This window comes from Pseudomonas paralactis (assembly GCF_001439735.1).
GTDB lineage: Bacteria > Pseudomonadota > Gammaproteobacteria > Pseudomonadales > Pseudomonadaceae > Aquipseudomonas > Aquipseudomonas paralactis.
This window is the reverse complement of sequence record NZ_JYLN01000011.1, coordinates 58,320-71,972: the sequence shown is the minus strand read 5'-3', so window position 1 is coordinate 71,972 and position 13,653 is coordinate 58,320. Positions and strand designations below refer to the sequence as shown.

Annotated in this window: 15 protein-coding genes; 9 read left to right on the top strand and 6 right to left on the bottom strand. The window is 60.9% G+C overall.

Annotation, left to right across the window (positions count from 1 at the left end; all coding sequences use genetic code 11):
- Positions 1 to 8: 8 nt before the first annotated feature.
- A complete protein-coding gene (gntR, locus tag TX23_RS23255) occupies positions 9 to 1,040 on the bottom strand; it encodes an HTH-type transcriptional regulator GntR (protein ID WP_167346952.1) in 1,032 nt (343 codons plus the stop codon).
- A 212-nt stretch (positions 1,041 to 1,252) separates the two neighbouring features.
- Between gntR and TX23_RS23250 the strand changes: the two genes are divergently transcribed.
- Together TX23_RS23250 and TX23_RS23245 are read left to right on the top strand one after the other, a co-directional pair.
- A complete protein-coding gene (locus TX23_RS23250; RefSeq protein ID WP_057704215.1) occupies positions 1,253 to 1,786 on the top strand; it encodes a gluconokinase in 534 nt (177 codons plus the stop codon).
- A gap of 84 nt (positions 1,787 to 1,870) precedes the next feature.
- A complete protein-coding gene (locus tag TX23_RS23245; RefSeq protein WP_032895592.1) occupies positions 1,871 to 3,223 on the top strand; it encodes a GntP family permease in 1,353 nt (450 codons plus the stop codon).
- 638 nt (positions 3,224 to 3,861) lie between these two features.
- Here TX23_RS23245 and alaC read toward each other — a convergent pair.
- Complete coding sequence (gene alaC, locus TX23_RS23240; RefSeq protein WP_005790706.1) at positions 3,862 to 5,073, bottom strand: alanine transaminase; 1,212 nt, start codon at positions 5,071 to 5,073, stop codon at positions 3,862 to 3,864.
- Positions 5,074 to 5,268: 195 nt separating this feature from the next.
- Between alaC and TX23_RS23235 the strand changes: the two genes are divergently transcribed.
- Positions 5,269 to 5,751, top strand: a complete 483-nt coding sequence (locus TX23_RS23235) for a GyrI-like domain-containing protein (protein WP_057704214.1) — start codon at positions 5,269 to 5,271, stop codon at positions 5,749 to 5,751.
- A 66-nt stretch (positions 5,752 to 5,817) separates the two neighbouring features.
- On the opposite strand, the gene TX23_RS23230 is transcribed toward TX23_RS23235, so the two are convergent.
- Entirely contained in the window at positions 5,818 to 6,309 is a 492-nt protein-coding gene (locus TX23_RS23230) for a GNAT family N-acetyltransferase (RefSeq protein ID WP_057704213.1), read from the bottom strand.
- 145 nt (positions 6,310 to 6,454) lie between these two features.
- Between TX23_RS23230 and TX23_RS23225 the strand changes: the two genes are divergently transcribed.
- Genes TX23_RS23225 through TX23_RS23215 form a run of 3 tightly spaced genes read left to right on the top strand, consistent with a single transcriptional unit; the run spans position 6,455 to position 8,481 of the window.
- Positions 6,455 to 6,874, top strand: a complete 420-nt coding sequence (locus TX23_RS23225; protein ID WP_057704212.1) for a YybH family protein — start codon at positions 6,455 to 6,457, stop codon at positions 6,872 to 6,874.
- Between the two features lie 42 nt (positions 6,875 to 6,916).
- A complete protein-coding gene (locus TX23_RS23220) occupies positions 6,917 to 7,267 on the top strand; it encodes a YciI family protein (RefSeq protein WP_057704211.1) in 351 nt (116 codons plus the stop codon).
- Positions 7,264 to 8,481 carry an RNA polymerase sigma factor gene (locus TX23_RS23215; RefSeq protein ID WP_057704210.1) on the top strand — a complete coding sequence of 406 codons (1,218 nt, stop codon included), beginning with the start codon at positions 7,264 to 7,266 and terminating at the stop codon, positions 8,479 to 8,481. Before TX23_RS23220 ends, TX23_RS23215 begins: the two co-directional genes overlap by 4 nt.
- A gap of 109 nt (positions 8,482 to 8,590) precedes the next feature.
- On the opposite strand, the gene TX23_RS23210 is transcribed toward TX23_RS23215, so the two are convergent.
- Entirely contained in the window at positions 8,591 to 9,445 is an 855-nt protein-coding gene (locus TX23_RS23210) for a LysR family transcriptional regulator (protein WP_057704209.1), read from the bottom strand.
- An 87-nt stretch (positions 9,446 to 9,532) separates the two neighbouring features.
- On the opposite strand from TX23_RS23210, the gene TX23_RS23205 reads away from it, so the two are divergent.
- A complete protein-coding gene (locus tag TX23_RS23205; protein WP_057704208.1) occupies positions 9,533 to 9,970 on the top strand; it encodes a multidrug/biocide efflux PACE transporter in 438 nt (145 codons plus the stop codon).
- A gap of 107 nt (positions 9,971 to 10,077) precedes the next feature.
- On the opposite strand, the gene TX23_RS23200 is transcribed toward TX23_RS23205, so the two are convergent.
- Positions 10,078 to 10,836, bottom strand: a complete 759-nt coding sequence (locus TX23_RS23200; RefSeq protein WP_057704207.1) for an SDR family NAD(P)-dependent oxidoreductase — start codon at positions 10,834 to 10,836, stop codon at positions 10,078 to 10,080.
- 106 nt (positions 10,837 to 10,942) lie between these two features.
- Here TX23_RS23200 and TX23_RS23195 point away from each other — a divergent pair, with 106 nt between their 5' ends.
- The gene (locus TX23_RS23195; RefSeq protein WP_057704206.1) at positions 10,943 to 11,839 is read left to right on the top strand and encodes a LysR family transcriptional regulator; all 897 of its coding nucleotides are present in this window, start codon (positions 10,943 to 10,945) and stop codon (positions 11,837 to 11,839) included.
- Here TX23_RS23195 and TX23_RS23190 read toward each other — a convergent pair.
- Positions 11,836 to 12,753 (bottom strand): LysR family transcriptional regulator, encoded by a 918-nt coding sequence (locus TX23_RS23190; protein ID WP_014719628.1) that lies wholly within the window; start codon positions 12,751 to 12,753, stop codon positions 11,836 to 11,838. The genes TX23_RS23195 and TX23_RS23190 overlap by 4 nt on opposite strands.
- Positions 12,754 to 12,858: 105 nt before the next feature.
- Here TX23_RS23190 and TX23_RS23185 point away from each other — a divergent pair, with 105 nt between their 5' ends.
- Positions 12,859 to 13,617, top strand: coding sequence for a 5-oxoprolinase subunit PxpA (locus tag TX23_RS23185; RefSeq protein WP_057704205.1), 759 nt, complete (start codon positions 12,859 to 12,861; stop codon positions 13,615 to 13,617).
- The last annotated feature ends 36 nt before the right edge of the window (positions 13,618 to 13,653 follow it).

Genomic DNA, 13,653 nt, shown 5'->3' with positions numbered 1-13,653 from the left:
CAGCCGTCCTACGTGCTCTCCCGCACCTGCAACTCAAACCCCATATCCACCACCGGCTTGGCAATCTTGTTGCCCGCCATGATCGTCAGCAAATGCTCCGCAGCCCGTCGGCCAATCGCCTCACGCGGCGTGCTGATGCTGCTCAGGCGCGGCACCATGAATGACGACGCGGGCAAGTCGTTGAAGCCCAGCACCGCCACCCGCTCTGGCACCTTGATGCCGTGACGCATGGCTTCAAGCAAGGCGCCCTGGGCCAGGTCATCGTTGCCAAAGAAGATCGCATCCACATCCGGATGTGCTGCCAGCAATTGCAGAAAAAGTTCGCCGCCCAGGCCCACGGAGGAGGGGCGTGGCGTCAGCAGTTCCAGTGCCGGGTCGTACATGCCCGCCTGTTGCAAGGCGCGGCGGAAGCCTTCACCGCGCAACAACGTGCGCTGATCCAGTTGCGCGCCGATGTAGGCCAGACGCTTGCGCCCACGGGAGAGTAAATGTGCCGCCGCTGTTTCACCGGCAGCCAGTTGCGAGAAGCCCACGCAGTTCACGCCGGCGTTGGGGTCCAGGTCCATCATGTACACGCAGGGCACATTGCTGGCTTCGACCATCCGTCGGGCGCTTTCGGTGCGATCGAACCCGGTCAACAACAATCCCCGCGGCTGGTAGGCCATGTAGTTACGCAGCAGGTTCTCTTCCTCATCGCGCGAATAATGGGAGTTGCCGATCAGCACTTCAAAGCCCTTGGGCCGCAGCACCTGGTGGATGGCCTCCAGGGTTTCGATAAACAACAGGTTGGACAGCGACGGCACCAGCACCACCACCGAATGGCTCTGGGCCGACGCCAGGGCGCGGGCGGCGGGGTTGACCACGTAGCTGAGTTCAGCGGCGGCCTGTTGGACTTTTTCCACCAGGTCGGTGGCCACCGTGCTGATGCCGCGCAGGGCGCGGGAGGCCGTGATCGGGCTGACCCCGGCCAGGCGTGCAACTTCATTAAGGGTAGGGCGACCCGTCGTGCGGGTATTTTTATCGTTCTTGGAGGTCATCAGGCGGCTTGCCAAACAAAAATCGAGGCACTAAGGTAGCGCTGTCTCCAAAGGGCTGCAAATTATTGAATCCAGGGTTGCCTGATCCGGTTCGAATGATTGGAGCAGATGCACGCGTCACTCCATAAAAATGACAAGTCGGCGCGGGAAAAGCCTGTTTTTGCACTAGCCTTATGCTGTGCAAAGGTAGCGCTATCTGCGTCCTGAGGTGTTTCATGAGTCAACCTGTTACCGCCCTGGTCATCATGGGTGTTTCCGGCTGTGGCAAGTCCAGCGTCAGCGAAGCCCTGTGCCGCCTGAACGGCGCCACGGCCATTGAAGGCGACAGCTTTCACCCCGCCGCGAACATCGACAAGATGAGCGCCGGCCACCCCCTCAACGACGACGACCGCGCCGGCTGGCTCGACATCCTGTGCGATGAACTGCGCCGCTCGCTCAAGGCCGGCGAGCATCCGGTGCTCACCTGTTCGGCCCTGAAAAAGAAATACCGCGACCACCTGCGCGAAGCTGCGCCGGGCCTGGGCTTTGTGTTTCTGGAGCTGACCCGCGAGGTGGCCGCCGACCGCGTGTCCCATCGTCCCGGCCATTTTATGCCGGCAAGCCTGATCGACAGCCAGTTCGCCACCCTTGAATCGCCCAAGGGCGAGCCGCTGACCCTGGCCCTCAACGCCAGTGAAGACAGCGTCGAGGAACTGGCCGAGCAGACCAATACCTGGTGGCTCAAGCACGGCTTTGAACCTACTCATTAATTTTTTGCCGGAAAAGATAGCGCTATCCCCGGCAGAAAATTCAACACCCGCTTTAATAACAACAACAAACAGGAGAGACCCCCCATGTTTGGCATGTCCCACGAGTCTTACCTGCTGCTAGATGCAGTAGTCACTATCATCGGGTTGATCGTACTGATCACCAAGTTCAAGGTGCACCCGTTCATTGCACTGATCATCGCGGCCGGTTTCCTCGGCCTGACCTCGGGCATGCCCGTGGACAAGATCATCAAGGCGTTCCAGGACGGTTTCGGCGGCGTGCTCGGCTTTGTCGGCATTATCCTCGCGCTGGGCACGATGCTCGGCAAGATGATGGCCGAATCCGGCGGTGCCGATCAGATCGCCCAAACCCTGATCCGCGCCTTTGGCAAAGAGAAGGTCCAGTGGGCGATGATGTTCGCCGCGTTCCTGGTGGGCATCCCGCTGTTCTTCGAAATCGGCTTTGTGCTGCTGATCCCGTTGGTGTTCATCGTGGCGCGGCGTACCGGTGTGTCGCTGATCAAGATCGGCATCCCGCTGCTGGCCGGCCTGTCGGCGGTACACGGCCTGGTGCCACCGCACCCGGGCCCGTTGCTGGCCATCGGCGTGTTTGGCGCAGACATCGGCAAGACCATTCTGTACGGCCTGATCGTCGCACTGCCGACCGCCATCATCGCCGGCCCGATCTTCGGTACGTTTATCGCCAAGTACATCCCCGGCAATCCGTCTCAGGAGCTGGTGGACCAACTGGCCCGCGAAACCGATAACAAATCGTTGCCCAGCTTCAGCATCACCCTGATCACCGTGCTCTTGCCGGTATTCCTGATGCTGCTCAAAACCTTCGCCGACATCGCCTTTGCCGAAGGCAACGTGGTGCGCAACTGGATGGACATGATCGGCCACCCGATCACCGCACTGCTGCTGGCGTTGCTGTTGTCGCTGTACACCTTTGGCCATCGCCAGGGCATCCATTCCAAGCAGATCCTCAAGTTGCTCGACGCCAGCCTGGCGCCGACCGCTGCGATTATTCTGATCATCGGTGCCGGTGGTGGCTTCAAGCAGATGCTGGTGACCAGCGGCGTGGGTGATGTGATCGGCCATATGGCAGTCAACGCACAGATCAACCCGATCCTGCTGGCGTGGCTGGTGGCGGCGGTGATTCGGATTGCCACCGGTTCAGCGACGGTGGCGACCATTACCGGTGCAGGCATTGTGGTGCCGGTGGTCGGCATGATCCCTGGGGTTAACCGCGAGTTGCTGGTACTGGCGACGGGCGCAGGTTCGTTGATCCTGTCTCACGTCAACGATGCGGGGTTCTGGCTGGTCAAGCAGTACTTCAACATGACCGTGGCCGAGACGTTCAAGACCTGGACGGCGATGGAGACCATCCTGTCGATCGTGGCGCTGATCTTCATCATGTTGCTGTCGTTGGTGGTGTAAGCCACACCCCAAAGCAAGAGTGGGAACTGATCAAGTGTGGAAGCTGGCTTGCCTGCGATGACGGCCTGCCAGCCCACGCCAATCTACCTGACACTCAGCGATCCAACTGTGGGAGCTGGCTTGCCTGCGATGACGGCCTGCCAGCCCACGCCAATCTACCTGACACCCCGCAATCAAACTGTGGGAGCGGGCTTGCTCGCGAAGGCGGCCTCGCAGTCAACACAGTTGGACCGTGTACATATCCATTCCTGCGGTAACGGCCACCTAGGGTTCCGCTCTGACAGCGGCTCACTTTTGAAAAAAAGCGCAAAAGTAAGCAAAACGCTCTTGCCCCACCACTCGGCACCTCGCCTAGGCTCGGTGTGCCCGAACGCAGGCTTGAATTCGTGCGTAACCCGGCGTCCTGCCGGGTTACCCACGAATTCAAGCCTGCGTTCGGCCAGCGTGGTTTAACGGGGCGCCTGAGATCAAGATCAAAAGCAGATCAAGATCAACAGCGACTCGCTTCGCATCGTGGTTACCGTTGAGCGCTACAGAGTTGTGTAGATACCTATGCTGCGATAGCGGTAGTGAATCCAACACTGCCATCGCAGGCAAGCCAGCTCCCACATTGATTGGGTTTCTTCAGGTGGATCAGGTCAGGCCTTGCTGACCAACCCATCCGCCCTGAACATCCCGCGAATCCCGCGCACGGCCTGGCGAATGCGGTCCTGGTTCTCGATCAGCGCAAAGCGCACATGATCATCGCCATACTCGCCAAAGCCGATCCCCGGCGACACACACACCTTCGCTTCCAGCAGCAGCTTCTTGGCAAACTCCAGCGAGCCCATGGCGGCGTACTGTTCGGGAATCTTGGCCCAGACGTACATCGACGCCTTGGGGTTCTCCACCATCCAGCCCAGCTCATGCAGGCCCTTGACCAGCACATTGCGGCGCTGGCGGTACTGCTCGGCGATGTCCTTGACGCACTGCTGATCACCTTCCAGCGCCGCAATCGCCGCGACTTGCAGCGGTGTGAAGGTGCCGTAGTCGTGGTAGCTCTTGATCCGCGCCAAGGCGTTGACCAGTTCCGGGTTGCCTACCATGAAGCCGATGCGCCAGCCGGCCATGTTGTAGCTTTTGGACAGAGTGAAAAACTCCACCGCGATGTCCTTGGCGCCGGGCACCTGCATGATCGAGGGGGCTTTCCAGCCGTCGTAGACGATGTCGGCGTAGGCCAGGTCGTGCACCACCAGCACATCGTATTGCTTGGCCAGAGCGATCACTCGCTCGAAGAAATCCAGCTCCACGCACTGTGCGGTGGGGTTGGACGGGAAGCCCAGAATCATCATCTTTGGCTTGGGGATCGAACCGCGAATCGCCCGTTCCAGCTCGGCGAAAAAGTCCACGCCCGGCACCAGCGGCACCGAACGCACCTGGGCACCGGCAATCACCGCACCGTAGATATGAATCGGGTAGCTGGGGTTGGGCACCAGCACGGTGTCGCCCTGGTCCAGGGTGGCCAGCATCAGGTGCGCCAGGCCCTCTTTGGAACCGATGGTGACGATGGCTTCGGACTCAGGGTCGATATCCACTTCATAGCGGTCCTTGTACCAGCGCGAAATCGCCCGGCGCAGGCGCGGAATGCCTTTGGAGGTGGAGTAGCCGTGGGTGTCTTCGCGTTGGGCGACGGTGACCATTTTTTCCACAATATGCGGTGGCGTGGCGCCGTCGGGGTTACCCATGCTCAAGTCGATGATGTCTTCGCCGCGCCGACGCGCAGCCATCTTCAGCTCGGCAGTGATATTGAAAACGTAAGGGGGGAGTCGATCTATGCGCGCAAAGCGGCGCGGCGAACCTTGGTCTGCCATTGTTGCCTCGAGGTACGTAAGCGCCCGGAACCGTCCGAGCGACGTCGGCCACTGCGGTGGCCTGCGAGGCAGACAATACGAGTGATGATGGCAAGTTGTCCAGATGTGTAGGAAAAATTTCTACATGGAGTACGGCGCGGATATGCCCCTATACTCGATGCGGGTTTGTTCCCTCATAAGAAGGAGACTGTTCGTATGGATCAGCAGACAAAACAACCGTTGGAGCCACGCATGGAAGCCGGCAAAGCGCTGGTGATCGCCGGTGTGCAAGGGCGGTATTCGAAGGCCACAGTGGGTGATATCCCACGCTTGTGGGAGTTGTTCGACACCTGCATCAAGGACATCAAGAAGCGTGTGGGCGGGGTGACCTATGGGGTATGCCACAACCCGCATCATGGTGAATTCGATTACCTGGCGGGGGTTGAAGTCCCGGCCAAGGGCGATGTGCCGAGCAACTTCGAGTTCATCGAAATCCCGCCGCTCAACTATGCCGTGTTCGCGCATTACGGGCCGGTGCAGGCGCTTGAGCAAACCTACGAGCGCATCATGTTCGAATGGCTGCCGCATTCGGGCTACAAGGTAATGGGCGCGGATTTCGAGCGCTATAGCGCAGATTTCGACGCGAGGAAGGGCACGGGGACGGTGGAAATCTGGCTGCCGGTTGGAGAGCGGGGCTGACTGCGCATTTGATGTCACGTAAACACGACAGGCACGCCTCAAAGTCATGTTTACGTGACATTACCGTTATGGGCTGAATACCCAGCGCAACCGGCGCTCATACCCAACCCGTCCCTTGTAGGCCTCGCCGCTGTCCGCCCATCCCGCCCCCAGATACAGCCCCATCGCCGCCACATTGTCCGTGTCCACTGACAGCTCCAACCCGTTGATCTGCGGCCACGCTTCAAGCGCCATGGCCGGCAGCGCCTGCAAACACGCCTTGCCGAACCCGCGTCCTTGCTGATGTCGATCCACCTGCAACGCGTGCAGTGTGGCGCTGTGTTCATCGGCCCAATGGGGCAGGCACGGGGGGCGTTTGAGCAGGAGGAAGGCGACGGCAATGTCGTCGGCCAGCAGCGCGAAGCCTTTGACCCCAGGGCTTGGGTTGGCCAGCAAGGTATTGAGGGCGCAGTACATATCCCCGCTAAACGGCAGTTGTTCAGGATGAACTTCGATGGCGCCCACTTGCTGTCGTTGCACAGCATTGAGCGCCTCGTAGGCAACAAGGCGGGTTTGCATCGGGCTATCCGAACGGCTGCAAAGAAGGGCGCAGTCTATCGGGTTTGACCGGTGGGAAATTATTTTTCCGTGGTGTGTCGATTTGCTCAAAGGCCATTCGACTAAGGGTGTCTTACGTGATTTTCCATCCCAAGGAGTCATCGCCATGAGCACCGCAATCAACAGCCTGATCGAGCAATGGAAGCAAGCCGTCGTCAGTCGCGACATCGACAAAATTGTCAGCTTTTACGCCGACGATATCGTCTCGTTCGATGCCGTAACCGCTTTGCAATTCAAAGGCAGGGCGGCCTACCGCGCGCACTGGGCAGCGTGCATGGAGCACTGCCCCGGCCCCGGTATCTTCGAGTTTCATGAACTGCACATTGTCGAAGCGCCAGACAGCGCGTTCGCTCACTGGCTGGCCCATTGCGGCGGTGCCGGGCCCGATGGTGAGGTGAAAGCCTGCTGGATGCGCGTGACCGCCGGGTACCAGCGTATCAATGGTCACTGGAAGGTGGTGCACGAACACTGGTCGGCGCCGTTCGATATGCAAAGCGGCACGGCGCTGTTTGACCTGAAACCCTGAGCGTCGCGAACTATAGTCAGTAGTCCGACAACGGAGAACATCATGAAATACCTGTGCCTGATCTACAGCGACGAACAGGTGTTGCACACCTCGCCCGACAGCCCCCATGACTCGGAGTGTTTCGCCTACGCCGAGGCCATCCAGGCCAGCGGGCGGATGCTGGCCGCCGAGCCGCTGGAGCCGGTGAGTACCGCCACCACCGTGCGTATGCGCAATGGCAAGGTGTCGATCACCGACGGGCCGTTTGCCGAGACCAAAGAGCAACTCGCTGGCTTCTATCTGATCGACGCCCGTGACCTTAACGAAGCGCTCCAGGTCGCCGGTGGCATTCCGGCGGCCCGGGTCGGCAGTGTGGAAGTGCGCCCGGTACGCGAACTGAACCTGCCGCAATGACGCTCAGTGGCCAGGTCGAAGCCATCTACCGCAGCGAGTCACGCCGCGTTCTCGCGACGCTGATTCGCGTGCTGGGTGATTTCGACCTGGCCGAGGAGGCGTTGCACGAGGCGTTTTTTGTCGCCGTGCAGCGCTGGCCCGAGGACGGCATACCGGATAATCCACGGACCTGGCTGGTATCGACCGGCCGCTTCAAAGCCATCGACCGCCTGCGTCGGCAGGCGCGGTTTACCCCGTTGCTGCAAGAGCAGGCCGATACGCTGCAAGCAGCTGACTGGAGCGATGACGACGTGGAAGATGACCGCCTGCGGCTGATCTTCACCTGCTGCCACCCCGCGCTGGCGGCCGATGCCCAGGCCGCGCTGACCCTGCGCGAGATCTGCGACCTCAGCACCGAGCAAATCGCCCACGCTTTCCTGGCCACACCTGCCACCATCGCTCAGCGCATCGTGCGCGCCAAGGGCAAGATCCGCGACGCGAAAATTCCTTACCAAGTGCCGTCCCGAGCCGAGTTGCCCGAGCGATTGGACAGCGTGTTGCGCGTGATTTACCTGGTGTTCAACGAGGGCTACACAGCCTCCACAGGAGCGGACCTCACCCGCGAAGACTTGACCCTGGAGGCCATTCGCCTGGGCCGTTTGCTGATGCAATTACTGCCGGAACCGGAGGTGATGGGCTTGCTGGCGTTGATGCTGTTGCATGAGTCGCGAAGGCCCGCCCGCACGTCGGCCACCGGCGAACTGGTGCTGCTGGATGCTCAGGACCGTGGGCTGTGGGATAAGTCTTTGATGGCTGAAGGCTGCGCCCTGGTGGAGCAGGCGCTGACCACCCGGCGCTTCGGGCCCTATTGCTTGCAGGCGGCGATTGCGGCCGTGCACGCCGAGGCAGCCTGCGCCGGGGAAACCGATTGGCGGCAGATTGTCGGGCTCTACGATGTATTGCTCCGGGCTGTGCCGTCGCCGGTGATCGAGTTGAACCGTGCGGTAGCGGTGGCGATGGAGCAGGGGCCGTTGGCGGGGTTGGTGCTGGTAGACAACCTTTTGCAGCGCGGTGAGTTGCAGGACTACCACTTGGCGCATTCGGCGCGTGGGGAGTTTTGCCGGCAGTTGGGGCGGTTTGCCGAAGCCCGCAGCGCGTACGAAAAAGCCTTGTCCCTGACCCAACAGGCGCCAGAAAAACGCTTCATCACGCGACGCCTCGCCGAACTCAAATAGCCAAAACACTGTTATGACGCCCCGCGATCCAATGTGGGAGCTGGCTTGCCTGCGATGACGGCCTGACAGCCAACGTCTCTCTAACTGCCCCCTCTACATTGCACTGCGTTCACTCCAGCATCTTGCCCAGCAACCAGCTCCCCGCAGGCCCCGGCGGCTGTTGCCGAGACCACAGCGCATCGACCGCCACCGAACGCGGCCAACTGCGAACCTTGAGTTCGACCAACTGGTTGCCGCCAAAGCGTTCCACCAGCCAGCGCGGAATGGGTGCCCAACCAAAACCCAGTTGTGCCATCTCCATCAACATCAGGTAACTCGGTGCTGACCATACACGCTGCGTACCGCGGTTTTCATTGGGGTTGATGATGCTCGCCAAGCGCAGCTCACGGTGTTGTTGCAGGGTGTGCGCAGGGACGCTTTTCAGGCTTGCCAACGGATGTTCAGGCGAGACGAACAGCGCGATTTCCGTACGTTCCTCAACGCAGGAGAAGGTTAGATCCGGCGGGTAAACCTCTTGTTTTTCGATAAACGCGATCTGTGCCCGGCCGCTTTGCACCAGCGCGATCAAGTCTTCGCATTCGGCAATCAGGCATTCCAGCTCAAGGTCCGGGTAGCGTTGCTCAAAGGCGGTGAGGGCAATTTCGAATCGGTCCGACTGGTAAGTATCGGACATGGCGATACTCAACCTCGGCTCCAACCCCTGGGATAACTGACTGGCGGCCAGCTCCAGGCGGCTGCTGGCCTCCAGCACCTGTTCGGCCCGTTGCAGCAGAACTTGCCCCGCCGGGGTCAGGGTGGGTTTGCGGCTGCTGCGATCAAACAGCACGACGTCCAGGTCGATCTCAAGGCTGGCCACCGCCGCGCTGACAGTCGACTGGCTTTTGCCGAGCTTGCGCGCTGCGCCAGAAAACGAGCCTTGGGTCGCGGCCTGGACAAATGCCTGGAGCACTTCATGGGAAGCCATACTATCGCCTTGGTCGATGGTTACTGGTTATGAAGTATCGAGACAAAGGCTGATCATGGCAATCATCGTCACTCACGGAGCCGGGTCATGAACCCTACCAAGTCGATTACTGAACGTGTTTTCCAAGCCCTGGGTTTTGAAGGGTTGGCCTTGTTGATCTGTACGCCGCTGTTGGTGTGGATCACCGGCAGACCGGCGCTGGAGATGGGCGCTGTGACCCTGGGCATCAGCCTGTTGGCCCTGAGCTGGAACGTGGTGTTCAACAGCCTGTTCGACCGCCTCAAAACCCACCTGCAACTGGCCAACAGCGGTTGGACCCGAGTGCTGCACGCGCTGCTGTTCGAAGGCGGGCTGATCCTCTTGGCGGTGCCGCTGATTGCCGCCCTGATGAAGATCAGCCTGTTGGAAGCCTTCATCCTCGACATTGGCGTGTTGCTGTTCTTCCTGCCGTACACCTACGTGTACCACTGGGGTTACGACGTGTTGCGCGAGAAATTCGTCGGTAAAACCCCAGTTACCCTGTAGGAGCGAGCTTGCTCGCGAAGATCGCTGACGATAACGCGGGACCTCTGGAAACACGCGGCGCTCTTGAGTATTTCGCGAGCAAGCTCGCTCCTACAGGGGGGCGTCGTTTAGAGGAACATCCCGCCCGACGCTTCGATCCGCTGGCCGGTGATCCAGTGGCTGCCATCGGCCAGCAAGGTCGAAATCGCCCCGCCAATATCGTCCGGCAAACCGGCGCGGCCCAGGGCCGTATTGCTGGCGATCATTGCATTCACCTCGGTGTTGTCACGCACCGCGCCGCCGCCGAAGTCGGTGGCAATCGCGCCCGGCGCCAGGGTGTTCACGGTAATGCCGCGTGGGCCCAGCTCTTTGGCCTGATAACGCGACAGCACTTCGACCGCGCCCTTCATCGCCGCATAGGCCGCGTACCCCGGCAGGCTGAAGCGCGCCAGGCCGCTGGAGATATTGATGATGCGCCCGCCGTCGTTGATCAACGGCAGCAGTTTTTGCGTGAGAAAAAACGGCGCCTTTACGTGGATTGCCACCAACTGGTCAAACTGGGCTTCGGTGGTCTCGACAAAGCTTGCGTGGGTGCCGACTCCGGCATTGTTGATCAGGAAATCGAAGCGATCCACGGCGAACACATCCTTGAGCAACTTACCGATCTGGCCAATGAACGCATCGAAGCTCGCGCTCTGGCTCACGTCCAGTTGCAGCATGGCGGCGCGGCCACCCAATGCCTCTACCTGGGCAACCACGGCTTGGGCTTCGCCCGCGGCGCTGTGGTAGGTGCCGATAATGTCTACGCCTTGGGCAGCCAGGTGCAGCGCAGCGCTTTTGCCCAGGCCACGGCTGGCGCCGGTGATGAGTGCGATTTTACGGGTCATGGTGCAGTCCTCAGCGGTAGTTAGTGGGACTGAGTGTATTTGTCCGCCTATAACGTGATAAACAGCACTATTGCGGAATCACTGGCCGGATAAAGCGAACAATCCCATGAACAAGCTTGAGCTGCTGCGTACCTTCGTGCGCGTGACTGAATTGTCGAGTTTCACCCAGGCGGGTGAAAGCCTCGGCCTGCCGCGCTCCACCGTGTCCGAGCATGTGCAGGCACTGGAAGAACTGCTCGGGGCGCGCTTGCTGCAACGCACCACGCGCAAAGTGCAGGCGACCCAGGATGGCCGTGTGCTGTACGAGCGCAGCAAGGATCTGCTGGCCCACATGGAGGAGCTGGAAGGCCTGTTTCGCCAGGACGAAACCCAACTGGCGGGGCGCATACGGGTGGACATGCCCAACGTCATGGCACGGGCAGTGATTTTGCCGAACTTGCCCACGTTCATGGCGCGCCACCCGTTGATCGACATGCAGATCAGTTGCTCGGACCGCCAAGTGGACCTGATCGCCGAAGGCTTCGATTGCGTGGTGCGTGTCGGCGCCCAGCCTGATCAAACCGTGGTAGCGCGACGGGTGTGCAGCATGCCGATGGTCAACTGCGCGAGTGCGGCGTACCTGCAACGGTATGGCGTGCCCGAAACCTTGGCAGACCTGGCGCATCACCAGTTGGTGCATTACGTGCGGCCACTGGGCGCACGCTCGGCCGGGTTCGAGTACTTGGTGGGCAACAAGGTGCAGCGGTTACCGATGGCAGGCCGGGTGACGGTCAACAGCACCGATGCCTATCAGTCGGCGTGCCTGGGCGGGTTTGGCATCACCCAGGTGCCGCAACTCGGCATACGCGACTTGTTGGCCAGCGGCGAGTTGGTGGCGGTGTTGCCCGACTACCAGGCGCCGCCCCTGGATGTGTCGTTGCTGTACGCCGGCCAGCGGCATTTGCCATTACGGGTGCGGGTGTTCATGGACTGGTTGACCGCCACCCTGCAAGCCCATCTTTAGCGGCGTGCCGACAACTGCTGCGGCGCCAGGAATGCATCGTGGAAGTAATCCCGGAAGGCTTGCATCGCCGGGGTAAACGCGCGCTCGCGGTGCCAGGCCAGGCCCACGCTCATGGGCGTGACCGGGTCGGTCACGGTCAGCGTCTCGATGCGCTTGCCTTCCAGGGACCAGGGCCGGTGCACCAGGTCGGACAGAATCGCCACGCCGCTGCCGTTGGCAACCATGCTGCGCACCGCCTCCACCGAGCTGGTGCGCAGCCGCACCTTGGGCGTTTGCCCGGCCTGTTCCCAGTAGCGCATGGCACTGTGTTCGGCTTCATCGACGGTGAGCAAAATGTAGGGCTCTTGGGCCACGTCCGCCAGGCTCACGGCGCCGCGTTCGCACAACGGGTGATGGCTGGGCAGCCACAGGCGGCGTTCGGAGTTGAATAGAATTTCCGAGACGATATCCGCGTGGGTGAGGTTGGCGGTGAGCACCACGGCCATGTCGAACTGGCCATCGAGCAGGCCCTGTTCGATGGCCTGGCGTTCCTGCTCGAACACCTCAATGGTCACGTCCGGATGCCAATGTTCCATGCGCTGCAAATGGTGCGGCAGGAAATAACCCAACACGGTGTAACTGGCCGCCACCCGCAGCACGCCGCTGGCGCGGTAGTCCGGCAGCGGGCTGTTCAGGGCATCCTCCACGCTGCGCACAATCACATAGGCGCGGTTGAGAAAATGCCGACCGGCGTCGGTGAGGTTCATGCCCTGGGCCGAGCGCACGAACAACTGCACGCCGAGCATGGCTTCCAGCTCCTTGATCGCCGTGGTCACCGCCGATTGGGAGATGTTCAGGTGAATCGCCGCCTGAGAAATCTGGCCGATTTCAGCGGTGGCGACGAAGTAGCGAACCTGGCGCAAGGTTAGGGACATGGCTGGTATCTGATTTTCAGAAGATGGGCCATCTGATAATAGATCTTCCCAAGGGGTCAAGCCCCGGCCTACTTTTCTGGCATCCCTTATGGCGGAGCAACCTTGATGCAGGCAGTGGATTTGAATTCAGACATGGGCGAAAGCTTCGGGCCCTGGACCATCGGCGACGGCGTCGACGCCGAGCTGATGGCGTATATCAGCTCGGCCAATATCGCCACCGGCTTTCACGCTGGCGACCCCGGCACCATGCGCCGCACCGTCGAGCGCGCCAGGCAATTGGGTGTGGCCATCGGCGCTCACCCGGGCTTTCGCGACCTGGTGGGCTTTGGTCGCCGGCATATCAATGCACCGGCCCAGGAGCTGGTGGACGATATGCTCTACCAGCTTGGCGCGCTGCGTGAAATGGCCCGCGCCCAGGGCGTGACCCTGCAACATATCAAGCCTCACGGCGCGCTCTACATGCACCTGGCCCGCGATGAAGAGGCCGCCCGGCTGTTGGTGCAGAACCTGCAGATCATCGAGCCCACGCTGATGCTGTATTGCATGCCCAACTCGGTGATCTGGCGCATTGCCAAGGAACTGGGGCAGCCGGTCGTGCGCGAGTTCTATGCCGACCGTGAGTACGATCTGAGCGGCTCAATCGTATTTACCCGCAATGTACGCGCACTGGAGCCTGCCAACGTTGCAGCGCGTGTCCTGCGCGCTTGTCAGACGGGGCTGGTACGTACCGTAGAAGGCGAAGACCTGATGATCGAATTCGATTCCATCTGCCTGCACAGCGATACCCCTGGCGCCCTGGACCTGGTGCAAGCCACCCGTGAGGCGTTGGACCAGGCAGGGATCGAAGTTCGCCGCCCTCAATAAACGCCTTACCTCACTTTTTGCCTGCCTTTCTACAAT